At 64.9% G+C, this 24,798-nt stretch carries 23 protein-coding genes; 8 read left to right on the top strand and 15 right to left on the bottom strand.

Features of this window, described 5'->3' with window-relative positions:
* Positions 1-65: 65 nt before the first annotated feature.
* From CIT37_RS10005 to motA, 3 genes are read right to left on the bottom strand one after another with little or no spacing between them, the layout of a single operon-like run.
* Entirely contained in the window at positions 66-380 is a 315-nt protein-coding gene (locus CIT37_RS10005; protein ID WP_028145749.1) for a hypothetical protein, read from the bottom strand.
* The gene (locus tag CIT37_RS10000) at positions 361-1,302 is read right to left on the bottom strand and encodes a flagellar motor switch protein FliM (RefSeq protein WP_028145750.1); all 942 of its coding nucleotides are present in this window, start codon (positions 1,300-1,302) and stop codon (positions 361-363) included. The genes CIT37_RS10005 and CIT37_RS10000 overlap by 20 nt, the downstream gene beginning before the upstream one ends.
* On the bottom strand, positions 1,299-2,195 hold the full coding sequence (gene motA, locus CIT37_RS09995) for a flagellar motor stator protein MotA (protein ID WP_028145751.1): 897 nt from the start codon (positions 2,193-2,195) through the stop codon (positions 1,299-1,301). Before motA ends, CIT37_RS10000 begins: the two co-directional genes overlap by 4 nt.
* A 143-nt stretch (positions 2,196-2,338) precedes the next feature.
* On the opposite strand from motA, the gene CIT37_RS09990 reads away from it, so the two are divergent.
* The 4 genes from CIT37_RS09990 to CIT37_RS09975 all read left to right on the top strand — a co-directional run bounded on the left by CIT37_RS09990 (position 2,339) and on the right by CIT37_RS09975 (position 6,715).
* Entirely contained in the window at positions 2,339-3,124 is a 786-nt protein-coding gene (locus CIT37_RS09990) for a DUF1217 domain-containing protein (protein WP_028145752.1), read from the top strand.
* Positions 3,125-3,127: 3 nt separating this feature from the next.
* Positions 3,128-3,856 carry a flagellar basal-body rod protein FlgF gene (gene flgF, locus CIT37_RS09985; protein WP_095425964.1) on the top strand — a complete coding sequence of 243 codons (729 nt, stop codon included), beginning with the start codon at positions 3,128-3,130 and terminating at the stop codon, positions 3,854-3,856.
* A gap of 42 nt (positions 3,857-3,898) precedes the next feature.
* Positions 3,899-5,224 carry a flagellar protein export ATPase FliI gene (fliI, locus tag CIT37_RS09980; protein WP_028145754.1) on the top strand — a complete coding sequence of 442 codons (1,326 nt, stop codon included), beginning with the start codon at positions 3,899-3,901 and terminating at the stop codon, positions 5,222-5,224.
* Between the two features lie 855 nt (positions 5,225-6,079).
* The gene (locus CIT37_RS09975) at positions 6,080-6,715 is read left to right on the top strand and encodes a MarR family winged helix-turn-helix transcriptional regulator (RefSeq protein ID WP_095425963.1); all 636 of its coding nucleotides are present in this window, start codon (positions 6,080-6,082) and stop codon (positions 6,713-6,715) included.
* Between the two features lie 578 nt (positions 6,716-7,293).
* On the opposite strand, the gene CIT37_RS09970 is transcribed toward CIT37_RS09975, so the two are convergent.
* A complete protein-coding gene (locus CIT37_RS09970; RefSeq protein WP_095425962.1) occupies positions 7,294-8,865 on the bottom strand; it encodes a porin in 1,572 nt (523 codons plus the stop codon).
* A gap of 511 nt (positions 8,866-9,376) precedes the next feature.
* Between CIT37_RS09970 and CIT37_RS09965 the strand changes: the two genes are divergently transcribed.
* The gene (locus CIT37_RS09965; protein ID WP_028144358.1) at positions 9,377-9,856 is read left to right on the top strand and encodes a MarR family winged helix-turn-helix transcriptional regulator; all 480 of its coding nucleotides are present in this window, start codon (positions 9,377-9,379) and stop codon (positions 9,854-9,856) included.
* Between the two features lie 71 nt (positions 9,857-9,927).
* Here CIT37_RS09965 and CIT37_RS09960 read toward each other — a convergent pair whose 3' ends face one another.
* Positions 9,928-11,010 carry an alpha/beta hydrolase family protein gene (locus CIT37_RS09960; protein WP_095425961.1) on the bottom strand — a complete coding sequence of 361 codons (1,083 nt, stop codon included), beginning with the start codon at positions 11,008-11,010 and terminating at the stop codon, positions 9,928-9,930.
* Between the two features lie 876 nt (positions 11,011-11,886).
* On the opposite strand from CIT37_RS09960, the gene CIT37_RS09955 reads away from it, so the two are divergent.
* The gene (locus CIT37_RS09955) at positions 11,887-12,951 is read left to right on the top strand and encodes a ketopantoate reductase family protein (protein WP_095425960.1); all 1,065 of its coding nucleotides are present in this window, start codon (positions 11,887-11,889) and stop codon (positions 12,949-12,951) included.
* A gap of 27 nt (positions 12,952-12,978) precedes the next feature.
* Here CIT37_RS09955 and CIT37_RS09950 read toward each other — a convergent pair whose 3' ends face one another.
* Positions 12,979-13,563: a LysE family translocator gene (locus CIT37_RS09950; protein WP_028144355.1), complete on the bottom strand. Its 585-nt coding sequence runs from the start codon at positions 13,561-13,563 to the stop codon at positions 12,979-12,981.
* A gap of 260 nt (positions 13,564-13,823) precedes the next feature.
* Here CIT37_RS09950 and CIT37_RS09945 point away from each other — a divergent pair, with 260 nt between their 5' ends.
* Complete coding sequence (locus CIT37_RS09945; RefSeq protein WP_028144354.1) at positions 13,824-14,642, top strand: YkgJ family cysteine cluster protein; 819 nt, start codon at positions 13,824-13,826, stop codon at positions 14,640-14,642.
* Positions 14,643-14,745: 103 nt separating this feature from the next.
* On the top strand, positions 14,746-16,257 hold the full coding sequence (locus CIT37_RS09940) for a helicase HerA domain-containing protein (RefSeq protein ID WP_028144353.1): 1,512 nt from the start codon (positions 14,746-14,748) through the stop codon (positions 16,255-16,257).
* 120 nt (positions 16,258-16,377) lie between these two features.
* Here the strand turns inward: CIT37_RS09940 and CIT37_RS09935 are convergent, their stop codons facing one another.
* From CIT37_RS09935 to CIT37_RS09895, 9 genes are all read right to left on the bottom strand, one after another.
* Entirely contained in the window at positions 16,378-17,118 is a 741-nt protein-coding gene (locus tag CIT37_RS09935; protein ID WP_028144352.1) for an ABC transporter ATP-binding protein, read from the bottom strand.
* Positions 17,115-17,960 (bottom strand): ABC transporter ATP-binding protein, encoded by an 846-nt coding sequence (locus CIT37_RS09930; protein ID WP_028144351.1) that lies wholly within the window; start codon positions 17,958-17,960, stop codon positions 17,115-17,117. The genes CIT37_RS09935 and CIT37_RS09930 overlap by 4 nt, the downstream gene beginning before the upstream one ends.
* The gene (locus tag CIT37_RS09925) at positions 17,960-19,783 is read right to left on the bottom strand and encodes an ABC transporter permease (RefSeq protein ID WP_095425958.1); all 1,824 of its coding nucleotides are present in this window, start codon (positions 19,781-19,783) and stop codon (positions 17,960-17,962) included. Before CIT37_RS09925 ends, CIT37_RS09930 begins: the two co-directional genes overlap by 1 nt.
* A 55-nt stretch (positions 19,784-19,838) precedes the next feature.
* On the bottom strand, positions 19,839-20,651 hold the full coding sequence (locus tag CIT37_RS09920; RefSeq protein WP_244611379.1) for an ABC transporter substrate-binding protein: 813 nt from the start codon (positions 20,649-20,651) through the stop codon (positions 19,839-19,841).
* Between the two features lie 173 nt (positions 20,652-20,824).
* Positions 20,825-21,954, bottom strand: a protein-coding gene (locus CIT37_RS09915) for an IS3-like element ISRj2 family transposase (RefSeq protein ID WP_109866565.1) whose coding sequence is annotated in 2 segments (ribosomal slippage) — positions 20,825-21,702 and positions 21,702-21,954 — 1,131 coding nt in all. Because the reading frame shifts where the segments join, the coding sequence is not laid out codon by codon here.
* Between the two features lie 37 nt (positions 21,955-21,991).
* Positions 21,992-22,363, bottom strand: a complete 372-nt coding sequence (locus CIT37_RS09910; protein ID WP_244611378.1) for an ABC transporter substrate-binding protein — start codon at positions 22,361-22,363, stop codon at positions 21,992-21,994.
* A gap of 59 nt (positions 22,364-22,422) precedes the next feature.
* Entirely contained in the window at positions 22,423-23,001 is a 579-nt protein-coding gene (locus CIT37_RS09905; protein ID WP_028144348.1) for an alkylhydroperoxidase domain protein, read from the bottom strand.
* 15 nt (positions 23,002-23,016) lie between these two features.
* Positions 23,017-23,619: a CMD domain protein gene (locus tag CIT37_RS09900; RefSeq protein WP_095426609.1), complete on the bottom strand. Its 603-nt coding sequence runs from the start codon at positions 23,617-23,619 to the stop codon at positions 23,017-23,019.
* Positions 23,620-23,654: 35 nt separating this feature from the next.
* Positions 23,655-24,689, bottom strand: coding sequence for a putative FMN-dependent luciferase-like monooxygenase (locus CIT37_RS09895; protein ID WP_095426610.1), 1,035 nt, complete (start codon positions 24,687-24,689; stop codon positions 23,655-23,657).
* Positions 24,690-24,798: the final 109 nt, after the last annotated feature.

Genomic DNA, 24,798 nt, shown 5'->3' with positions numbered 1-24,798 from the left:
TCTTGGTATTTCCGCTCCCGGAGCGCCCTGGCGTTCCGCTCGTATTGGTTCAGCCGGCTTCGGCTTCAGTGCTTGTTCACCTCAGTGCCGCCTGCAGTCGCAGCCGGCGCGAGCCCGCTCCTCGCATCGAGTGCTGCGATCGCCTCGTGGGCCTGATCGATCTTGGTGGTCAGCACGTTGGCGAGCCGTCCGAGATTGGCGGTGGAATCATGCGCCGCGGTGATGACAGTGTCGAAGGCGCCCGCGGTCTCGTGGACGATGGTGGAGAATTCGCCCTGGTAGCTGCGCAGCCGCGCCAGCTCGCGGTGCATCCGGGTCACCCGCATGCTGGTGAAGGCGAGCGCGATCAGCAGCACGGCATCAACGAGATAGGATATCATCGACGAACTCCCGTTTCTGATCGACGGGATCGGCCACCTGCATGGCGTAATAGCCATCGAGCTGGCCGATCTGACACCAGAACAGCACCTGGTTGTTGCTCTCGAGGCGCGCCAGCGTGCGCGGCGTGGCCTCCAGCTCCAGCACCTGCCCCACCTTGAATTTCACGACGTCCTCGAGCGAGATCATCTTCTCGTCGAGCACCGCACTCAGCGTCACTTCGGTCCGGTGGACCTCGCTCTCCATCTGCTCGCGCCAGCGCGGATCGGTCGCGCGGCCGTCGCTGACGACGACGTGAGCGAGCTTCTGCCGCAGCGGGTTGAGCGCGGAGTGCGGAATGATCAGGAACATCTGGCCGCCGCGGTAGAGCGCCTGCACCATCATGTTCGCGCAGATCGACATGTTGCTGGCGCGCCCGATCGCCAGCGAGGCCATCGCCGTCTCGACCCGCTCGACGCGGAAGGTGACGTTCGACGTGCCGGCGAAGGCGCTCTGCAGCGCCTTGGCGAACCGCTCGAACAGCGCCTGGACCAGGCGGATCTCGATGTTCGAGAAAGTGCGTTCGACATCGAGCGGCGGTTCCGCGCCGTCGGATCCGAACATCGCCTCGACCATCGTAAACACGAAGTCGCGGTCCAGCATGATGATGACGCGCGAGTCCCACTGCTCGGCATAGAGCACCGCCGCGACCGCGTTGCCCTCGTAGTCCTTGATGATGTCGCCGAGAGGATCGTTGGTGATGCCGTTGACCGAGAAATAGCAGGGCGTTCCCGCCATCGGCTGCAGGCTGTCGGTACACGATGCCGCCATGCGATCGAAGATCACATTGAGCATCGGCATACGTTCGATCGATATGCCGGCCGCGTCCAGCAGGTAGTTCGGCAGCTGCTTGCGCTGATCGACCTCGACGTCTTCCATCATCATGCGCGGGCGGCCTTGGGTTCGGGCTCGGTGACGACGGCCTTGGGACCTGCGATCGTCTCGTTCTCGACGACGTCGATCGACGGCCGCTCGGTGCTCGCGATCATCTTGCGGCCGTGCTCGACGGCGATCTGCGGCATGGCGCCGTTCATGAACGCCAGCAGCGTCTGCTTGACGATGATGTAGGGGCGGCACTTCTTCTCGCGCGTCATCTTGATCTTGATCGCGAAAGGCGAAAGAACGCCGTAGGACAGGAAGATGCCGGCGAAGGTGCCGACCAGGGCCGCGCCGATGAAGCCGCCGAGCAGCTTCGGCGACTGGTCGAGCGCGCCCATGGCCTTGATGACGCCGAGCACGGCGGCGACGATGCCCAGCGCCGGCAGCGCCTCGGACACCGTCACCAGCGCATGATAGGGCGCCAGCTTGCTCTTCACGATGGTGTGGATCTCCTCGTCCATCAGCGCCTCGATCTCGTGCGTGCGCGCGTTGCCCATGATGATGAGGCGGACGTAGTCGCAGATGAACTGGAGCAGCGAGGGATCCCCGAGCACGCTCGGAAACGCCTTGAAGATCTCGGAGGACGCGGGATCGTCGATATGGGCCTCGACCTCGTTGCGGCCCTTGCCCCTGAGCTCGCGCATCAGGGCGTGGAGCGCGCCGAGCAGATCAAGGTAGTAGCGCTGGCCGGGCACCGCGCCGGTGATGGCCTGCATGCAGGCAACCCCGGTATCCACCACCGTCTTCCACGGATTGGCGACGATGAAGGTGCCGACCGCGGTCCCCATGATGATCACGAACTCCCACGGCTGCATGAGCACGGCCAGATGCCCGCCCATGGCGGCAAATCCGCCGAGCAGCGCCGCTACCGTGATGAAAATCCCCACGAAACTGCCCAACGCGCCGCTCCATCGCCAATCCCACCGGGAATATCTAGTCGGCGAGCCTTGCGCGAAGCTGGCTTCCCGCCTCGCCAGCCCCGCGCAAGCAATCGGCGGCAGCTTGGGGCGGCGTCGCAACAGCGGCCAGAGGGGCGCGTGTCATGCTATCCACCATCGCGGACTACACCAGACTGACCAAGGACATGGGCAAGTCGCTGACGCAGGTCGCGACGCAGCCGGATGTCAGCCGCGAGACCGACTATTACCTGAGCCATATCGGCAACGTGAAGACGATCGACGACTTCCTGAAGGACTATCGCCTCTACTCCTACGCGATGAAGGCCTTTGGCCTCAGCGACATGACCTACGCCAAGGCGTTCATGCGCAAGGTGCTGACGGAGGGTGTCGGGAACAAGAACACCTTCGCCAACAAGCTGACCGACACCCGCTACCGGGAATTCGCCACCGCCTTCAATTTCGCCGCCCTCGGCAGCAACGCGACGAAGACCACCCAGGCCACGACCGGGACGGCGACCCATTATGTCACGCAGACGATGGAGCAGAAGGCCGGCGACCAGAACGAGGGCCTGCGGCTCGCGCTCTATTTCACCCGCAAGGCGTCCACGATCACGACCGCCTACCAGGTGCTGGCGGACAAGGCGCTGACGCAGGTGGTTCAGACCGCGCTGGGCCTGCCCTCGACGATCAGCGCGGCCGACATCGACGCCCAGGCCAAGATGATCACGAACAGGGTCAAGCTCACCGATTTCCAGGACCCGGCCAAGGTCACCAAATTCGTGCAGCGCTTTGCGGCGATGTGGGATGCGACCCAGGCCCAGAGCGACAATTCGACCAATCCCGCGCTGGTCCTGATCGGCGGCGCCAGCTCGGCCAGCATGGATATCGACATGCTCTCGAAACTTCAGTCCCTCCGGTTCGGAAAGTAGATCATGCAATCGGCCCTCTATGTGGGATTGTCGGCCCAGGTCGCTCTCGAAAAGCGCCTCCAGACGATCGCCAACAACGTCGCCAACGTCAACACGGCGGCATTCCGCACCGACGTGGTGAAGTTCGAGACCGTGCTGTCCAAGGCGGGCGCGAACCCGGTCGCCTTCTCCTCGCCCGGCGACAACATCATCTCGCGCGAGCAAGGCAACATCACCGAGAGCGGCAACCCGCTCGACGTCGCCGTGGTCGGCCAGGGCTGGATCGCCTTCGCAGGTCCCAACGGCACGGTCTATACCCGAGACGGCCGGCTCCAGATCGCCACCAACGGCGATCTTCAGACCGTGAGCGGCTTTCCCGTCGTCGATTCCGGCGGCGCGCAGATCACGCTGGACCCGAACGGCGGACCGATCTCGATCTCGCGCAGCGGTGCGATCACCCAGGACAACAACGAGATCGGCACCATCGGCCTGTTCAACATCCCCGCTGACGCCAATCTCGAGCGCTACGGCAATTCCGGCGTGACGCCGGACCGGCCCGCGAGCGCCATCGCCGATTTCTCCCGCGACGGCTTCAAGCAAGGCTATGTCGAGGGCTCCGGCGCCAACCCGATGATGGAATTGACCAAGCTGATCGCAGCCTCGCGTGCCTTCGACGGCACCAATTCGATGATCGAGGGCACCGAGAGCTCGCTGCAGAACGCCATCCGGACGCTGGGCGAACCCGGCAAGTAGACCGCGCCCCGTGCGCATTGAGATTGAGGTTGGACGGTTTCCTTGAACGCTCTTCGGCAACTCGAGTGGGCGCTGCTGGAGCTTCAGCAGAGCACTCCCCTGGCAAGCGTCAGCGGCGCGATCTCCGAGATCGCGCCGACGCATTTCCGTGTCTCCGGCCTGTCGCGCTTCGTCAGGCTCGGCGAGCTCATCGGCGTCAATTCGGGCGGCAAGCCGCAGATTGGCGAGGTGGTGCGAATCGACAGCGAGGGCATCATCGCCAAGCCGTTCGACCGGCAGTTCGCCGGCGGCCTCGGCTCGGTCGCCTACCGGATGCCGCCCTTGTCGTTCGCGCCCGATCCGAGCTGGAAGGGTCGCGTCATCAACGCTCTCGGCGCGCCGCTGGACGGATTGGGGCCCCTCACACCGGGCCCACAGGCGGTCTCGGCGGAGGCTGAGGCGCCCTCGGCCATGAAGCGCGCGCGCGTGCACAAGCCGCTGCGCACCGGCGTACGCGTCATCGATCTGTTCGCGCCGATCTGCGCCGGCCAGCGCGTCGGCATCTTTGCCGGCTCCGGTGTCGGCAAATCGACGCTGCTCGCGATGCTCGCCCGCAGCCAGGGTTTCGACACCGTCGTGCTGGCCCTGGTCGGCGAGCGCGGCCGCGAGGTTCGCGAGTTCATCGAGGATGTGCTGGGCAACGATCGCCAGCGCGCGGTCACCATCGTGTCGACCGGCGACGAAAGCCCGATGATGCGGCGGCTGGCGCCGAAGACGGCCATGGCGGTCGCGGAATATTTCCGCGACCGGGGCGAATCGGTGCTGCTCATGGTCGACTCGATCACGCGTTTCGCCCACGCCGCCCGCGAGGTCGCGCTCGCCGCCGGCGAGCCTGCGGTCGCCCGCGGCTACGCGCCGACGGTCTTCACCGATCTGCCGCGCCTCCTGGAGCGCGCCGGACCCGGCGAGGAAGGTTCCGGCACCATCACCGGGATCTTCTCGGTGCTGGTCGACGGCGACGACCACAACGAGCCGATCGCCGATACCATCCGCAGCACGCTCGATGGGCACATCGTGCTCTCCAGGCACATCGCCGACCAGGCGCGCTATCCGGCCGTCGATGTGCTGGCTTCGGTCTCCCGCCTCGCCCACAACGTCTGGGATCCCGAAGAGCGCGAATTGGTCAGCAAGCTGCGCTCCTTGATCGCCAAATACGAGGACACGCGCGACCTTCGCCTGATGGGCGGCTATCAGTCGGGACGTGATTCGGGCCTCGACCAGGCGGTCGACATGGTTCCGAGAATCTACGGCGCGATGCGGCAGGATGCTTCGGCTCCGCCGAGTGCCGATCCGTTCCGCGAGCTGCGGGACATGCTCAAGGGCGAATAGCAGCGCGAGAGGCCGCGACCGCCGGCAACATGCGCCGCTATCCTGCTCCTCCCCGTTGTTTCGACAGGAGATTGCGCATGCCGCCACGTAGCCGGCGCATGCGCCGCACGGCCGCCGCCGGTTTTCCGTCCTGAGCGCCGTCACCACTCGGGTGAGGGCAGTGGACGACCGCGCCGGAAGGGACCGCACCGGCGATTCTGCGAGCATAACGGTCAACAACCGGCGCGTGTAATTCCTCCGAGTTCCCTTGACGATTCTCCGGCTCCACCCACAAGTTGTGGATGACGTGCCGAACTCATCGTCGTCATGCACAAGCTTCGATCAATTTGCGTCGATCACGGTCAGCAGGATGCCGTGCAATCACGGCGTCGCAGAATTGAGTGCATGTTGCTTGCCGGGCAGCGTATTGCGTTCACCATCATGTGTCCCGATGAGCGAGATTGTCTTGAACGTTACATTCGCCTGCAACGACATCTGGGCTGCGCGAGCGTCTCTACTTGATTTTGTTGAGAAGCTCATTCATCGTTTCGACGGAATATAAGAAACGTCTGCGTGTGACTTGAACTCAGGGGCTTCGGTTGAACTATTCCGATCCATCGTCGGCTGGCGACGGCAACTCGGGCTCCCGTGCGACGACGCTGTTGGCATGCCAACGACGCAGTCCGTCACTCCGAAGCACGCGACGCGCATCAGTCCAGATCGGGCGCACTGCGATTCGTTCCTTCGAACGAGAGCTCGACACGACGTGTTCGCCGGACAGCTGCAACCGTTCGATGTCTTTCGAAGGTTTCGCGGGCCAGGGTGCAAAGCGGCTTCGGGGCGCCGCAGACGAAGTTCCGGGGACGAGGTAGATTCATGCCGTTGGCACGGGAAGCCGTCGAGCTGCTGGTTCAGGGGGCGAGGGCTTGGTATTTCGAGGGCAATCAGCATGGATTGCGCGATCGCGAATGGATGGCGCTGCGCTTTCTCGGCCGCGCCAACAGGTTTTCGCGCACGCCATCCGCGCTGGCCGGCTTCATCGGCGCCACCAGAGCAACAGCATCGCAGATCGTGAAGACGCTGGAGAGCAAATCCTTTCTGGTGCGCAAGCCGTCGCAAGAGGACAAGCGTTCTGTCGTCCTGCACGTCACCGCCCAGGGCGAGAAATGCCTGAACCAGCACGACCCGATCAATCACGTGGTGAATGCGGTCACCTCGCTTGGCAACGACGAATGCGTCAGGCTGCGCGACTCGCTCCGCGAAGTTCTCAATCACCTCGACGCGGCCCATCAACGGCTCGATGCCAGCGTCTGCCGGGACTGCATGTTTCTCGCCGAACGCGGCCCGGGCACCTCCAAAGGTCGCGCGAGCGCCGAATTCATGTGCCGGCTGTATCGCGCTCCGGTCTCGCTCGATGAGACCGAACTGCTGTGCACCAGTTTCGAGCGCACCCGCGACCGCCCCAAGATCGAGGAGCATCTCGACCGCGCGCGGATGGCAAGCCAAGGCTGAGGCGCACGCAATTTCCGCGCGAGTGGTTGCGGCACAGCCTGCAGATGGCTTCGTAGCCGCGCCTGCCTTCGAACGACGCACTCCGTCCTCTCATGTCCCGGACAAGCTGCAACGCGAAGCGTTGCTGCGCAGAGCCGGGACCCAGGGACGACCCGGTATGGCACGGAGAGATGGGCCCCGGCTCCGCAGCGCGCACCGTCCCCCTGGACGATGCTTCGCATCGCCCAGGGGGACGCTGCGTTGCGTCCGGGGCACGAGAGCGGAGTACGGCCAGCACTCCCTCCACCGTCATTGCGAGGCGCCCATGCGCCGAAACCGAATTTCGGAGAAACGATATATCTTTCGCGTGGCCGGATTGACGGGAGCCGCGACACAGCAAGATCCCGTAGGCCCGCATGGAGGAGCGCAATCCGGGACCGTACGGTAAGAGATGCCCTGGACTACGCCATCGGCCGCGCCTTCGCGCGACCCGTCGGCTCGATCCGGGCAACGGGGGCGTCAGGCATCACGCGGGATGGGCGCACAAAAAAACACCCGGCGGTTTCCCGCCGGGTGTTCATCACGTGGTTCGAAAGATCTTACCAGTTGCGCTGGGCGCGGAGCAGCAGGGTGATGCTGTCCTGATCCTTCAGCTCGTACAGGGCGGCCGGCTTGGCCGTCGTGCCGGCACCGGCGTAACCGACCGTGCCCGAGTACTTCTGGTCGAGACGGGTCCAGTTCAGGTCGCCCGAGAACGTCAGGTTCTTGACCGGGGTCCAGCGGGTGATGATACCGACCTGGCCGACGGCGAAGTCAGGGTTACAACCCGTCACACCGGCGAGACCGCCGAACACGCCGCCTGCACCGCCAGCGCCGCAGAGAGCGGTCTTGGCGACCGAGCCGTACTGCGCCTGAGCGTAGGCACCGTAGAGCGCGGTGTTCCAGTAGGGATCCCAGTTGTGGGTGTAAGCACCGCGGAAGCCCCAGGTCTTGACGGTCTCCTGCTGGCCGCCCGTGACGAACACGGTGTCCGGAGCATAGGCGAAGCCGACGCTCTGATAGGCAACGCCCGAGCTGCCGAACATCGAGTAGCTGCTGCCCGCCAGGTTCTGGAAGTTGTAGCGGGTCGCACCGTCGGTGTAGACGCCCGAAATGTTGATCACGTCACCCGCGCCGGTCGGGATGTTCTTGATCGACAGAGCGAGCTGAACAGCCCAACCCCACTTGTCGTCGGGGTGACCGGTGGCTTCATTCGCGCCGTAGTAGGCGACGTGGTTGTCATGCGCGGCGACCGACGCCTGGAACATGCCCCAGGCCTGGTCGACACGGACCATACCGACGAGGTTCGGCGAACGCGAACCGCCGATGGCGTTGGTGCCGTAGGTGCCGCCGACCATGCTGCCTGCGGTCGCACCGGTCAGGTTGACGTTGCCGGCCTGGTAGTAAGCCGTCGCGTCTTCCGCCGAGAACGACGCCGTCACGCCCTGACCGAAGTCAGCGGTGTAGGTGAACTGGTTGACACCAGTGACCGTGCCGCTGCCGCCGACGAGGCTGTCGATGTTGTTGCCGGGATAGTTGGTCCAGGGCGCGTCGAACTGCGACACGGCCTTACCCATGGTGAAGCCAGCGAACTGGATGAAGGCGTAGTACACGCCGAGCGAACCGCCCGAGGTGTTGCCGTCGGTGCCGTTGATCGACGAACCAACGAGCGCCGGCGTCGCGCCGGAGGTGTTGAGGCCGAGGTTGCCGGTATAGACCGTGCCGCCCGTCGCGGAGCCGGAGCCCTGATAGCCACCGGTGGTCCAGGTGAACACGCCGTCGAAGAAGGTACGGACGACGCCGTATTCGGTCGCGGTGCGCGTGTCGATGTTGAGATCCTGACGAGCGCGCATCTGGTAGTAGTTGCTGAGGCGGTTGTGCGCACCGGCCGGAGAGCCGTTCGAGATGCCGTAGTTGCTGTTGGTGTTGAACGCGACTTCAGCGCGCAGATAACCACCCAGCTTGATGCAGGTGTCGGTGCCCGGGATGTAGTAGAAGCCCGCGCCGTACAGCGAGCAGATCTTCACGTATTCGACCGCCTTCGCCTTCACGGGGAGATCGGCTGCGAACGCCCCGGAGACGGCCATCAGGCCGGCAGCCGAGCCGAGAAAGAGCGTCTTCGTCAACTTCATTAGTAAACCTCCAGGTCGGTTCAGGGGGCTCGGCTCCTCGGAGGACGCCGCTTGACCCACTTAATTTCCGTTCAATTCAGGTCCGCACTGAAGGTCCGGACTGAAACGACAGTGAGGTGCCCCCCCTCCGTCGTAGCTTCACGTATAGTTTATAAAAACAACGGCCTCAATTTATTGATTTAGTGAATCGTAACTTCCGTCAGAGATGTTGCCCGATGGCAACAGAGGCGGTCGGCACGGCAACTAACTCTTTAATCCAAAACGAAAAAGCCCTCAGGGGGCATCCCGAGGGCTTTCTTGGAGGTCTCACATCGCTGTCCATCGACAGGGTCAAGAGCAGCAAAGATTGAGTGTGAGGAGACGTAATTCAATTAATTGCTTTTCGCAAGTACTAAACCGTCCAACCGTTTCCACCGCGCGGTGTCCGCCACCATTGTCTATGCGCGATATGCGAGACGATTCCCCAATATCCCATTAAAAGAGTGAATTGAGGGAAACGGGGGGCAGCCACATGATCGAGAAAAAACTCGACAGGGCGATTACGGACTTCATCTGGAACGTCGTCGAAATTCACTCCCAGCTGGAGGACATCCATACCTGCTGGGCCGGACTGCTGGGCATTACCGAGCCGCAGTGGCTGATCTTGATGGCGATCACCGAACTGGACGACGGGCGCGGCGTCGCCGGCATCGACATCGCGAACAAGTTGCGGGTCCACCCGGCCTTCGTGACGAACCAGACCAAGAGCCTCGAAAAGAGCGGCTTCCTGTCGCGGCGGCCGGCACCGGACGATGCCCGCTTCGTTCTGATGTCGCTGACGGAGAAGGCCACGACGGAAATCGAAAAACTGTCCAAGAGAAAGCTCGCCTTGAATTCGACCATCTTCAACGAGCTCGACGAGAAGACCCTGGCTGAACTGAATGCCGCGCTCGCAACGATCGGCAGGAACGCCCGGCTGGCGGCACGATTGCTGGCTATCGACGTGTCGTGACGCGCGCCTCGGCTTCGAGGCGACCGAAGCATGTCGGCAAACACCGCTCTCGAATACGATACCCCCAAGCGCTAGAGATAGGTCACGGGGTCAAGCTGACGGGCCGTTCCGAGCTTGCTGCCGAGCCATTCGAAGACGAAGTCGTCGACAGCGATGAAATTCTCGACCTCGCCGAGCGGGTGCCGGACATTGTTGGGCACGACGACCGAGCAATCTGCTCCGGTCTGCCGATAGCCGGCTTGCAGATCCAGGGCGTCCTGCTCCCATATCATGGAGCGGCTCCCGACGACCATGAGCAGCGGGCACGGAAGTCGACGCGACGGCGGCAGCGAACCCGTCGAGGCTCCGTCAGGGACGGCCTGCCCGAAGCCGGTCATCCAGCGAAGCGATGCTCTGCGCATCACCGGCGTCAAAAGGCCGCCGTCGCACACGGCGGCCGCTATTCTGCGATCCGAGAGGGCAAGGCGGGACGCATGAGAAGCGCCCTCCCCTTCGCCATAGATTGCGATCCGCCGCGCATCGACATCGGGGCGAGCCTCCAGATAGTCCAACCAGCACTGAAGCCTGTGCTCCGGCTTGAAGGAGCGATGCACCGTCGAATTGCCGGCATCAACGAACAGGAGCGACATGGTCCCGCAGAGTGAGGCCGGCAACAGCCTGCTCATCATCGAGCCCAGGGTGATGTCCTCGTCACTGAGACAGATGACCGTCGGCGCGGAAGCTCCACGACGGAGTGCCGGCAGAAAGAAGCCGGCCAGCGCCCCTTGGTCGAAGCAATCGATCTTGACGCGCTCGATCGCCAGACCGGCCTCCGCCTCGAAACCTCTCAGGCTGATGCCGACCTCGTCTGCGAGGCCGGCACTTTCGACATCTCCCGGACAAGACAAGCGTCTGACGACTTCGAGGGCCGTCAGCGAACAGAGCCACGCTTCCCGCGAAACCCAGGCGGAACGGTTTTGGTGCGCGGATTCGGCCAAGGCCCGGTAGTCGTCCGCGACCTGCAACCAGTCCGAAATGCACAGATGCCGGTGCGTCTCACGCCCAAGCTCCGCGACGGACAGGCTTTGGAAAAATTGGGACGCGCGATCCCGCAAGCGCGCCAGGCTTTGCCCGGCGCCGTCGCACGAGCCGTGCGGCCAATGATCACCTTCCATGTCAGCCCCCGAGCGGCGCCGTCAACGCTTGCCCGGACTTGCGCCCAGACCTGCCGGCTTCGCGTTCTGCGCAGCACCCAGCACATCTGCTCGACGCGATCGCTGCCGCCCCTGATCGCGTCCATCGCGCTTGCACCTGTCGATGCTGCCCGCCGCGTCGACGTCTTTCGCCACCATTCCCAACCAACCCGCTTGGGCACAAGGTCGAGGCCGCCCCAACTCAATCGTCACGTCCCAGCTCCATCGCTGAACACAGTTGTTTGCCGCGCACTCCGCCAGTCTTGCGACAGACTTGCGATGCGGGCCTTGTCGTTTCTTGTTGCGATCGGCGAACCGAAATGACGTCACTTCGCCGACGTAAAATACATGCCTGCGTAGGCCGGCATTGTGAAAGCACGATATGGTGAGGGATGCGGCGGATTGCCGCTTTCATCAATGTCGAAAGGCAAATGTGACAAGAAGAAAACAGCGGGACCAACCAACGTGGCGATCATCGGCACGCGACATGTGACGACGTACGATCGCACCTCACGCTGAGCCGGACGAGCGAGACATCCTCCGGCCTACTTGGATTCGGTAAAGTCGTATGGCGTTGAGTGAGCCGATTGACACCCGCAGGTGGCGGGACAGCGAGGACCCGTCGGCGTCAAATTGGGGCTCGTCGCGGATGAGCGCCGCGCAAGCCTGGTCCTTGCCGGCGGGCGGAAAGATCGCCGGATAATGCTCTTCGCGATACCCCTGCCGCCGGGATCCTGGCGCGCCTTGTATGCATTATCCCAGTTGCCATCTCCGCGCAGTTCGCTTTACATGCCGCCAACTCGCCCGCGGATGACGGCCGGGGCTCAAAAATCACACACATTGTCAAAGGGACGGAATATGGCGCGCAACATATTGATTCTCGGGGCTTCTTACGGCTCGCTGCTGGGCACGAAGCTGCTGATGGCGGGGCACAATGTGACCCTGGTCTGCCGCGCCAAGACCGCGGAGCTGATCAATCGCGAAGGTACCGAGGTGCGCATCAAGCTGCGTGACGAGGCGGTGCACCGGGCGATCTTCTCGCGCAACCTGCCCGGCAAGCTGGACGCCGTGACCCCCGCCAATGTCGACCTCTCCCGCTACGATATGGTCGGCCTTGCGATGCAGGAGCCGCAATACACCAACCACACCGTGCGCGTTCTCATGGTCAAGATCGCGGCGGCGAAGCTGCCGTGCCTGTCGATCATGAACATGCCGCCGCTGCCCTATCTGAAGCGGATCCCGGCGCTCGCCGACATGGATCTGGAAGAGGCTTATACCAATGCACAGGTGTGGGAGCGGTTCGAGCCGGGGCTGGTGACGCTGTGCTCGCCCGACCCGCAGGCTTTCCGTCCGCCGGAAGAAGCCGCAAACGTGCTGCATGTCGGCCTGCCCACCAATTTCAAGGCGTCGGTATTCGCCGACGAGAAGCACAACAAGGTGCTGCGCGAGCTCGAGGCCGACATCGACGCGGTGACGCTCGACGGCCACGACGTGCCGGTGAAGCTGAAAGTGTTCGACTCCCTGTTCGTGCCGCTGGCGAAATGGTCGATGCTGCTCACCGGCAATTACCGCTGCATCACGCCGCACGATCCGCAGTCGATCCGCGACGCCGTGCACGGCGACCTCAAGCGCTCGCAGACGATCTACGACCACGTCGATGCCATCGCCCGCAAGCTCGGCGCCGATCCGCAGGACCAGGTGCCGTTCGCGAAATACGCCAAGGCCGCCGAGAGCCTGCTCAAGCCGTCATCGGCGGCGCGCGCGGTCGCGAGCGGCGCCCCCTTCATCGAGCGCGTCGACCTCTTGGTGAAGCTGATCTCGCATCAGCTGGGCGTGCCCAATGCCGAGATCGACCGCACCGTCGAGACCGTCGATCTGAAATTGAACGAGAAGATCGTGCAAGGCGGATCCGGCGCGCAATAAGCGCGCTGCTTGCGGTGACGTCGGCGCTCACGCGCTCAGGAATGATTGAAGCCAGATCAGGCCGGTCACCGCGACAAGCGTGACCGCGCCGGTGCGCGTGATGAGGTCGGGATGCCCGAGACGGCGCGCGCCGCGGCCGAGCGTTGCGCCCAGAGTGATCCACGCGGCGCCAGCGGTGACAATCTGAAGCGCAATCGCGCCCAACCAGGGCAACAGTTCAAGCGGCCCAGCTCCAAGTGGCAGGAGCAGGAAGGCGAAGACGAGCGCTTTCGGGTTCAACAGGGTTGTGAGCAGCACCTGGCCGAACGTCACCGGTGCACCGTCGCGCAGCTCGCGCGTGTTGACTCGCCAGAGCATGACGGCAAGGCACAGGATGTAGATGGTCACCGCGACGCGGAGCAGGACGGCCGCGAGCGGGATATCCATGACGATGGGCCCGAGCGCCAGCCGCAGCAGCGCGATCGCCAGCAGATAGCCGGCGAGCTCCGCCACAAGCAGATGAAGCGAGCGCACGATGCCGATCCCCGCGCCCGACGTCGCGAGCAAGGTGTTGGTCGGCCCGGGCACGGCCAGCAGGAAATAGGTCGCCGTGAAGAAGGTCAGGAAGCTCATGCGCCTGAGCTAGCAGGCCCCGGGCCAGGCCGGTTTGATCTTCATCATCGAATCCGGTCCTCAAAGCCCGGAATCGACCCGGATCCGCCCATTCCGTGGCCGCCGATTTGCGAAAAATTTGCATCCATGCGAGGTCTGTCCTTAAGTAACAGAGGCCGCCGGGATGCCTCGGCAGAGACTCCAGATGCCGGCTGCGGGCAGCGGGTTCCAAGCCTGCCCGCGATAGCCGGATTGACGGGCGAAAGAACAAGTCATCGAAGATGGATCAGTCGACGTTGCAGGTCGCTCGCGCGGTGGAGGCCGGCGCGACAACCATGAAGAGTGTCATCGACGCGACTGGATTGTCCCGTCTCAAGGTCGAGCGCGCCTTGAACACTCTGGAGAAGCAGAAGCTGCTGGTCCGCGACGGCCAGGGCTTCAAGGCAGCCGGCCAGCCGAAGACGGCGCCGTTCGCCCGGCAATGCGGATCCTGCAACGCCTGCTGCGACATTCTCGAGGTGGCCGCCGTCGACAAGCCGGTGAACCAGCTCTGCAAGCACTGGCAGACGGGCACCGGCTGCACCATCTACGACCGCCGCCCGCAGATGTGCCGCTCCTTCGTCTGCGCCTGGCTGCAAGGGCATCTCGACGACGACTGGTTCCCGGCGAAGTCGGGCATCATCGTCCATTTCAGCCAGGATGCCGTGAACGTCACGGTCGACGACCATTGCCCCGATCGCTGGCGCGAAGAGCCTTATTTCAGCAAGCTCGCCGAATGGTCGCTGAATGGGATCAAGCGGATCGGAAACCGCGGCTATGCCACTCTCGTCGTCTCCGGCGCCGACCGTTTCCTGCTGCTCGGACGCACCGTCGTTCCCGAGCCGACGCTGTTTGGCACGGCGTTCGTGCCGCTGACGGCCGACACGTTCCAATTCTGGCGGGCGACATCGCCGGAGCATTTGCAGCGATTGCATGAGCGCATCACCGAGATGGAGCGGATCAGGCAGGAATTCGGCTCCTGCGCGATCCCCGCAAACGAGGACGACGATCCGCAAGCCCCCTATCGGCCCGCACTTTTACGGCTATCGAATCACGCCTGAACGCCGCCGTGGGCAACGCGGCATGATCAGCGCCGTGCCGCTCGACGCGCCGCGACGGGATTGATAAGCCCCTGTCCGCGAATGACGGGGACTTGAGTCGGGCATGACGGTTGCAATCGAGATGGGGCAGACCACGGCGGGCGCCGCGGCCGCCATGGACCTCGAGGAACTCTTGGCGACCCGCCTCCTGGTGCAGGGCAATTCGGGCTCCGGCAAATCGCATCTGCTGCGGCGGCTCTTGGAACAGAGCGCGCCCTGGGTACAGCAGGCCATCATCGATCCCGAAGGCGATTTCGTCACGCTGGCCGAGCGTTTCGGCCATCTCGTGATCGAGGCCGAGGATCACACCGAGCGCGGCCTTCAGGTCGCCGGCGAGCGCGCGCGGCTGCACCGCGTCTCCACCGTGCTCAATCTCGAAGGTCTGGACGCCGAGAACCAGATGCGCCGCGCCGCGGCGTTTCTGGGCGGGATGTTCGACGTCGACCGCGACCATTGGTATCCAATGTTGGTGGTCGTCGACGAGGCGCAGCTGTTCGCGCCGGCCGTGGCCGGCGAGGTCTCGGACGAGGCGCGCAAACTCTCGCTCGGCGCCATGACCAATCTGATGTGCCGCGGCCGCAAGCGTGGGCTGGCCGGCATCATCGCGACCCAGCGCCTGGCGAAGCTCGCCAAGAACGTCGCGGCGGAAGCCTCGAATTTCCTGATGGGCCGCACCTTCCTCGACATCGACATGGCGCGCGCCGCCGATCTGCTCGGCATGGAGCGGCGGCAGGCGGAATCCTTCCGCGATCTCGAGCGTGGACAGTTCATGGCGCTGGGACCTGCGCTGTCGCGCCGGCCCCTGCGTTTGCATATCGGGCCGACCGACACCCAGCCGCGCAATTCCACGCCGCGGCTGATGCCGCTACCGGAGGCGGCCACGGAAGATATGCGCGCCATGATCCTGGCCGCGCCGCCGCCCGATGCCAGCCGGCCGCAACGACGACCGGCGCCGGATCTGCTCGAGCAGCTCCGCGCCGCGAAGGCCGCCGCGCCGGTGATCCAGCCGGAAGTGGACGAGGTGCCGGTCAGCGCCGAGGAGCTCGCCGAGCGGCGTGAACGCGTCGATCGCACGCTGCGTGCCGTGCTCGCCGCGCCCGACGCCGGCTTCCGCGCCGTCGGCGTGCTCTATCAGGAGTTCGTGGTCCGCTGCCGGATCGAGGGACTGGGCTCGGCCGTCCCTGACCTTACCGAATTCCGCCGCATGCTGACGCGCGCACGCGCGGGGCTCGGCGCCGAGCATGCCGAAGACGACGCCTGGCAGGACGTATCGCTGCGCGCATCCATTTTGCCGGACGACATGCAGGGCGTATTCATGATGATCGCGCGCGCGGCGAAGGAAGGCTGGCCATGCCCCGGCGACGCCGCGATCGCGCGGGCCTATGGCTCGCACTCGCTGCGCCGGGCGCAGCGGCTGCTCGGCTACATGGAGGAACAGGGCCTGATCGTCGTCCAGCTCGACGGCGGTGGACGCAGGATCGTGACGCTGGTGGAGCTGGCCTGGGCCACGGCGCCCGGCGATCCCAATGGCGATGATCTGCCGGCGGAGCCGGTCGCGAGCGCGGCTTCGGCTTGAAGCGGGATGGAGGTCGTCATGCCCGGGCTTGTCCCGGGCATCCACGTTCTTCGTGCCTGGAGGCAAGACGTGGATGCCGGGTCAAGCCCGGCCATGACGTGGAGAGGTCAGCGCATTGCGTCAGGCAGCCTCGGAGCCGCCGAGATAGGCGTCGCGGATGCGCGGGTCGTCCTTCAGCGCCCGCGCCCGGCCTGAAAGCACGATCTTGCCGGTCTGCAGCACATAGGCTTCGTGTGCGATCTCCAGCGCGAGGCTGGCGTTCTGCTCGACCATGAACACCGAGACGCCCTCCTGATTGATGGTCCGGATCAGCTCCAGCACGCGGTCCACATAGAGCGGCGACAGGCCCATGGTCGGTTCGTCCATCACGATCATCCTGGGACGGCTCATCAGCGCGCGCGCCATCGCGACCATCTGCTGCTCGCCGCCGGAGAGCGAGCCCGCGCGCTGCGACAGCCGCTGGCCGAGCTTCGGGAACAGCGTCAGCATCCTGTCGAGATCCTGCGCCACCGCGTCACGGTCGTTGCGCACGAAGGCGCCCATCAGGATGTTCTCGCGCACGCTCATGTCCGCGAACAGCCGCCGCGCCTCCGGCACCGAGGCGATGCCGCGGCGGACAATCTGTGGCGTGGTCAGCCCGATCAGCGAGGCGCCGTCGAACGTGACATCGCCCGAGCGCGGCTTCACAAGGCCCAAGATGATCTTCATCGTCGTCGACTTGCCGCTGGCGTTGCCGCCGAGCAGGCAGACGATGTGGCCGCGCGCGACTGTGATCGACAGATCGAAATGCACCTGGGCCTGGCCGTAGAAGGTGTTGACATTGGACAGCGCCAGCAGCGGTTCGGGTGCGCTCGTCGTCATGCTGCGCTCTCCTGCTCCGACGCCCCTGATAGCCCGTGGCCAAGATAGGCCTCGATCACCTTGGGATCGCTCCGCACCGCGTCGCCCGGCCCTTCCGCGATCTTCTTACCCTCGTCCATGACGATGACACGATCGGACAGGCGCATCACCATCTCCAGCTTGTGCTCGATCAGGAGGATGGTCAGCCCCTCCGCCTTGAGCTCGGCGACCAGCGCCTGCATCTCCGCGGTCTCGGTCGGGTTCATGCCGGCGGTGGGCTCGTCGAGCAGCAACAGCCGCGGCTTGAGCGCGAGCGCGCGCGCGATCTCGACGCGGCGGCGATTGGCGTAGGACAGGCTATAGGCCGGCTGGTCGATCCGCGGCAGCAGCCGCTCGCCGAAGCGGGCGAGGATGGCCTTCACCTCCTCGCGCAGCCGCTCTTCTTCCGCCTTGACGCTGGCGGGCCGCAGCAGCGCCAACCCCAATTCCAGCAGCGGACCGATCACCGGCACCGCCGGCTTCACCGCGCGCAGCCGCGTGTGCGCGCCGATCAGGACGTTGTCCATGACGCTGAGATTGCCGAAGACGCGGCCGAGCTGGAACGTGCGCGCGATGCCCTCGCCTGCGAGCCGCTCCGGCGACAGGCCGGTGATGTCCTGGCCTTCGAAGTGAACTGTACCCGCGTCGGGCCGGTCCAGCCCGGTCACGAGGTTGAACAGAGTCGTCTTGCCGGCCCCGTTCGGGCCGATGATGCTGACAAGCTCACCTTTGGCGAGATCGAGATCGATCGCGTCGACCGCGGTGAGGCCGCCGAAGCGCCGCGTCAGCCCGCGCAGGGACAGCATGGAATTGAGCTGTGCCATCACAGCGTCCCCAACAGGCCCTGCGGCCTGAACCGCACGAGCAGCAACAGCACGATGCCGTAGATCAGGATGCGATACTCCGCCGCGATCCGAAAGACCTCGGGCAGGCCGACCAGCGCGACCGCTCCGAGAATCGCGCCGACGACATTGCCGAGGCCGCCGAGGATGACCACGGTCAGCGCCAGGATCGATTGCTGCGTATTGAAGGTCTCATGGTTGATGTAGGAGTAGAGGTGTGCCGCGATGCCGCCGCTGACGCCGGCGGCGAAGCCGCCGAAGATGAAGGCCAGCGACTTGTAGCGGTTGAGACTGAGGCCATAGGCGCGCGCTGCGATGTCGTCGTCGCGGATGGCGCGAAAGCTGCGGCCGAGATGCGAGGTGAGCAAGCGCCCCTGCAGCAGCGCCAGCACGACCATCACTGTGAAGCTGAACCAGTAGATCGAGGTCGGGCTGATCAAATCGTAGCCGAACAGCGACAGCGGCGGGATGCCGGAGATGCCGATCGGGCCGCGTGTGACGCTTTCCCAATTCAGGATCACCAGCGACACGATCTCGCCGATGGCGAGCGTCGCGATCGACACGTAATGCCCGCGCAGCCGGAACGACGGCGAGATCAGCGCGGTGCCGAGCGCGGCGCACATCAGGCCGCCGCCGATAATCGAGAGGCCCACCGGTACGGAGAGGGTCAGCGACAGCAGCGCGGAGGTGTAGGCGCCGATCGCAAGCAGTGCGGCATGGCCGAGCGAGACCTGGCCGATCGTGCCCGCAACCAGCGTCAGGCTGAGTGCGAGCATGCCGAGCAGCCAGGCGTTGATCAGGGTCTGCAGCACGTAGAACGACACCGGGAAGAACGGCAGGACCGCGAAGATCGCGGCTGCAGCCAGCAGCGCCCAGCGCGGAATGCGCACCGGGCGGCTCGGCGCGATGAAGGTGCCGGTGAGCGGCTCGGGCGGCGCTTGCCGCGCGCTGGCGAACAGGCCGTTCGGCCGCAGCACGAGCACGACGACGAGAAGCAGGAAGGCGAACAGATTGCGGTAGCTGGTGCCGAACACGGCGACGCCGTAGCTCTCCACCAGTCCGAGCAGCAGGCTGCCGATGACGGCGCCGGGCACATTGCCGGCGCCGCCGACCACTTCGGCGACGACGCCCTTGAGCGTCGCCTGCAGGCTCATCGCGGTGTCGATCTGGTTATAGTACATGCCGACCAACATGCCGGAGACGCAGCCGAGCGCGGCGGCAATGCCGAACACCGCCTGATTGACGCGGTTGACGTCGACGCCCATCTGCATTGCAGCGTCGCGGTCCTGCGCAGTGGCGCGTACCGCCCAGCCGAGCTTGGAGTAGCGCAGGAACACGAACAGCAGCAGCGCGCTGGTGAGGCCGACGCCGGCGATCAGCAGATCAAGTGGGCCGATGGTGCCGCCGCCGACCTGAAAGCGCACGTCCGGCAACTGGCTCGGCAGCGCGCGCGGATTGGGCGAGAAGGTCAGCATCACCAGCTGATCGAGCACGAAGCTGATGCCGATCGTGGCGAGCAGCGGCGCGATGCGCACCGAGTTCTGCAGCGGACGCAGACCGAACCGCTCGATCACCAGCCCGACCAGCGCGGCAGCGACCGCGACCACGATGATGGTGAGCGGCAGCGGCGTATGCAGCTGCACCACCGCGACCCAGCCGATATAGGCGCCGACCAGATAGATCGAGCCCTGCGCGAAGTTGATCAGCCGGCTGACGCCGAAGATCAGCGCAAGCCCGACCGCAACGAGGGCATAGACATTGCCGACGATCAGCCCGTTGATCGTGTAGTCGAGCCAGGAAGACACGCGATGGCCCCAAGGAGAGAGAGAAGCGGCAGAAGCGAATGCCCCGGCCATCAGGTCAGGTCGGCTTGCCGTCCCAGAGCGCGAACTGCCCTTTGCGCACGACGAGTTCGGCGTTCATGGCGCCCTTGACGCGGCGGCTCTCGACGTCGAACGTCGCGGAACCGAAGATGACGCTGGAGACGTCCTTCACTTTCGTGAAGGCATCGCGGACCGCACGGCGGTCGGTGCCGCCGATCTTGACCACGGCGGCCGCCATGTTCATCGCATCATAGGAATAAGCGTTGAAGGCGTCCGGCTCCTGCCCGCCGTACTTCGCCTTGAAGCCCGAGATGAATTTCTTCACCTCGGGCCTGGGATCCTCGGGGAAATAGCGCGTGCCGAGATGGACATCCTCGACCGCCTCGCCGCCGAGCTCCAGAAACTTCGGCGAGTAGACCGAGCTCGCGGCGCAGATCACCTGCTTCAGGCCGACCTGCCGCGCCTGACGGGCGATCAGCGCACCGTCGGAATAATAGGAGATCAGGATCAACCCGTCCGGGCTGGCGTCGCGCACGCGCACCAGGGTGGAGCGGAAGTCGCGCTCCTCCGCGATGTAGCCCTCGGTCACCGCGACCTCGGCGCCGTATTCCTTCGCCGCCTTGACGAAATAGTCGCGGCTGGTGCGGCCCCAATCGGTGTTGAGGTGCAGCACCGCGAGCTTCTTGAGGCCGAGACGCTTCACCGCATAAGCCGCCAGCAGCGGCTGCTCGTCGGCCTGGCTGACCGAGGTGCTCCACATGAAGTCGCCGCCCTTGGTGAAATCGGGGTGCGAGTTGGTGAAGCCGAATTGCACGAGGCCGCCGCGCTGATAGATCGGCGAGGCCGCCATCGAGGCCGGGCTGGAGAAGTCGCCGAGAGAGCTGGCCCCGGTTGTTTGGACAGCGCCCCGCTGGATTTAAGTGGATTCCTGCCGGGTTATGCTGAACGCGGGGCTTTACGATTTTGTCGTTGCGTCGGGAGGGCGTAGCCCGACCAGAGCGACGACAAAATCGTCGGCGACGGTCATGCGGCCATCACCATAGCTTGCGTGCCGAAGTAAGCCTCGTCGGGCGTGCGCCCGTCAAGGCTCGAGTGAGGGCGTCCCTGATTGTAGAAGGCCAGATACTTGGCAATTGACGCTCGCGCCTCGGACACGCTGTCGTAGGCGCGGAGATAAACTTCTTCGTATTTGACCGTGCGCCAGAGCCGCTCGACAAACACGTTGTCGCGCCAGGCGCCCTTGCCATCCATGCTGATGGCGATCTTCGCGTCCAGCAGCACATCGGTGAACTCGAGGCTGGTGAACTGGCTGCCCTGGTCCGTGTTGAAAATCGCGGGCCTGCCGTGCTTCGCCAACGCCTCCTGGACCGCTTCGACGCAGAAGGCCGCCTCCATTGTGATCGAGACGCGATGGGCCAGGACCCGTCGGCTGAACACATCGACGACCGCCGCGAGATAGACGAAGCCACGCCGCATCGGAATGTAGGTGATGTCCATTGCCCACGCATGGTCGGGCCGCTCGATCTTCAATCCGCGCAACAGGTACGGGTAGATCTTGTGACCCGGAGCCGGCTTGCTCGTGTTCGGGCGACGATAGACCGCCTCGATCCCCATGCGCTTCATCAGCGTCGCGATGTGGCGGCGACCGGCGTATACCCCCTCCCGCCGCAGCAACGATCGCAGCATACGCGCTCCCGCGAAGGGATAATCGAGATGCAGCTCATCGAGCCGACGCATCAAGGCAAGGTCCTCGGCCGAAACTGGCCGAGGTTCATAGTAGACCGTGCTGCGAGCCAGCTTCAGGACCTTCGCCTGGCGCACGATAGAAAGATCATGACCGCGGTCGATCATCGCTTTGCGCTCAGCAGGCCCGCCTTGGTGAGCGCGCCGGACAAAAAATCGTTTTCCAACGCCAGCTCGCCGATCTTGGCATGCAACGCCTTCAAATCGACCGGCGTCTCGGCCGATGTCTTGTCATGCCCAAACACGCCGGCGGCGCCTTCCAGGAGCTGGTTTTTCCAGATCGTGATCTGGTTCGGATGAACATCAAACAGTTGCGCCAGCTCCGCCAGTGTCTTGTCTCCTTTGACCGCAGCCAAAGCAACCTTCGCCTTGAATGCCGGAGAATGCGTCCGGCGGCTCTTCTTCGTCATCTTCGCTCCTGATTCGCAGCAAGAATCCTCGCCGCTGTCAGGCAGAAAATCCACTCAAGCTACTGTCCGAATTTGCGGGGCCAGCTCTGAGCTCCATGACGATCCGGGGATCGGAGACGAACTTCTGGGCGATCGCCACCGACTGGCGCGGATCGCTCTGGCTGTCCTCGAACTGATAAGCGAGCTTGCGCCCGTTGATGCCGCCGGCCGCCATGATCTCGTCGAGCGCGAGATCAAAACCCTGCTTCCACTGCGTGCCATATTGCGCGTTCGGTCCCGTCAGGGGGCCGCTGACGCCGAGCAGGATCGGTTCGGACGATTGCGCGAAGGCGCCGCGCGAGACGGCCGCTCCCGCCATCATGGCGGCGAGAGACCCCTTCACCAGGCTACGACGATCGATGTTGCTCATGCACGGCTCCATCCACTCAATGTTGAAACAAGCAGCAATTCTTGTGCCGCCGAGATTGGCTATTTCGAGGGCTCGCCGAGCGACAGCATCAGCCGGTTCGCCCAGTTGAAGAACGAGGCGCCGTTGATGACGTCGACGATCTCGGCATCGTCGAGACCGGCGCGGCGCAGCTCTGCGATATTGTCGGGCCCGAACGCGATCGGCGTCGCGGCCAGCGCCACCGAGGCCTTGACCACGGCATTCCAGCGCTCGCCGAGGTCGGCCTTGATGCCCTCGTCGAGCAGGCGCTGCACGTCGTCGCGGCGCTTGGAATAGGTGCTGGCGAAGCGCGCATGCACGGAGGCGCAATAGATGCAGCCGTTGTAGCGCGAGGTCGCGGCCGCCGCGAGCTCGCGCTCGGCGCGCGGCAAGCCGTCGGCGACGTTGTAGAAGATGTCCTTGTCGGTCTTGGTGCGGGCTTCCAGCACTTCGGGATCGCGCACCAGCAGGCGGAAATATTCCGACTTGGCGCGCGAGCGATCGACGAGGCCCGAGTAATGCCGCTCGGTCAGCTCGGCCTCGGGCAGCGGATCGATCCAGGAGACCCAACCGAGCTCGTCCTGGGTGAAGACGACGGGCGGGTTGACGGCGGCGCTCATGATTGCGGTCTCCTCTTATGCGTTCGCCGCGGCGAGCGTGCGCAAGCCGCTGACGACCCGCACCTGGAACGACAGGAACGCGACGAGTTGGGAGAAGGTGACGATGCCGGTGGTCGACCAGCCGGCGTCAAGCAGCGCCTTCATGTCGGCGGCTGCGGCATCGCGGGGCCGGAACACCAGCAGGTGCGCATGCTCGAGCGCTGCTGCGAGCTTCGCACCGAGCGCCGGCTTGCTCGCGGCACTCACGCGATAGATCAGGCCGGCCGTGTTCTCGATCGACAGTGGGCCGGCGGGATACGAGCCATAGGGACCCGAGGTCCTGCCCCGCGCAATCTCGGCGTCGATGGCCTCCAACAGGGGCGCGCCATCCGCGTTTGCGGCAAGCTTGTCGCGATAGAAGGTGGCAACGGGCGACTCGCCATGGAGCCCGGTCACGAAGGCGGCGACCGCCGCGCGCTCGGCCAGCGAGACATCGCCCGCGTCGATCGGCTCGAACAGCGAGAGATAGCTCTTCTGCGCGTTCTCGCGCGCCTGCAGGCGGCGGGCGCGGATGGCGTCCAGCGCCGAGCCCGGCTCGATCCCGGCGAGTGTGTCGATGATATCCTGCGTAGTCATCATTCGGCCTCGTGCAACGCGATGCTCTTCATGTCCAATCAGCCCGCCAGCGCCACGTCGGGCGCCGTCCGGGTCCAGCCCAGCGCGGGTGCGACCTTCTCCGCGACGAGATCGATCGAGCGCAGGACGTGGGGATGCGGGGCATCGACCGAATGCACCTGGAACACGAGATCGGTCACCCGCTCCAGCGTGGCATCGGTGCGCAGCGAGGCGATGACCTCGTCGGCGCCTCCGACATGGGTGTCGAACGCCGTGATCATCTCCTCCAGCGTCTCGCCCGGCTTGGCGTGGCCGCCCTTGAGAAACTGCGGCAGCGCACGCCGCAAGCCAATGTCTGCAAGCCGCAACGCCTCGCGATGATCGTCGGCGACGAACACGCTGCGCGAGGCCATGATGCGGGGCTCGGCCCCCTTGGGCAGCGCTTCCAGATAGGCATCGATCACCGGATTCTGGATCTCGGCCAGCGTCGCCTTCGGCGCCTCCTTGGTCCGCGGCTGGGTGCGCGACAGCAACAGGCCGTCACCGGCCTTGCCGGCTCGGGCACCGCCCGCGACCGAGAACGTGGCCTGCCAGATCCGCTTGTCCAGCTGCGGCCGTTGCGGGTAGATCGTGTCGCCACCCTCGAGCGGCTTGCCGACCAGGGCGGTGCGGACGACCTCCAGATTGCGGGCGAAGATCTCGTTGCGCTGAGCGCTGTCGAGGCCGAAGGCGGCAAAGGCCGACGGATTGCCGCCGGTGCCGACGCCGAGCTCGAAGCGGCCGTTGCAGATCAGATCGAGCACGGCTGCGTCCTCCGCCACCCGCACCGCATTCTCCAGCGGCAGCGTCACGATGCCGGTACCGAGGCGGATGCGCGAGGTCTGGGCGGCGACGTAGCCGAGAAAGGTGAAGGGCGACGGCAGGCCGCCTTCGCGCTCGTGGAAATGATGCTGCGCGATCCACGCAGAATCGAGGCCCGCCTTTTCGGCGCGCACGATCTGCTCGGCCGCGAAGCGATAGCGCTCGGCGGGCGGGGCCTCGTCCAAAAGCCGCGTGAAAAATCCCAGGCGTTTCAGATTTGCAAAGCGTTTCATGCGACCCCTGTCGGACTGGGATGACCAGGCTGCCGATGATGTCGGTTACTGCTGCTCCAGACAAGCGGGCATTGCGCAGGGCTCATACGCAAAGGCTCGTACGCAACGC

Origin of the sequence: Bradyrhizobium ottawaense, assembly GCF_002278135.3 — a bacterium.
Taxonomy (GTDB): domain Bacteria; phylum Pseudomonadota; class Alphaproteobacteria; order Rhizobiales; family Xanthobacteraceae; genus Bradyrhizobium; species Bradyrhizobium ottawaense.
Note: the sequence above shows the minus strand (reverse complement) of the source record. Positions and strands in the feature narration are given on the sequence as shown.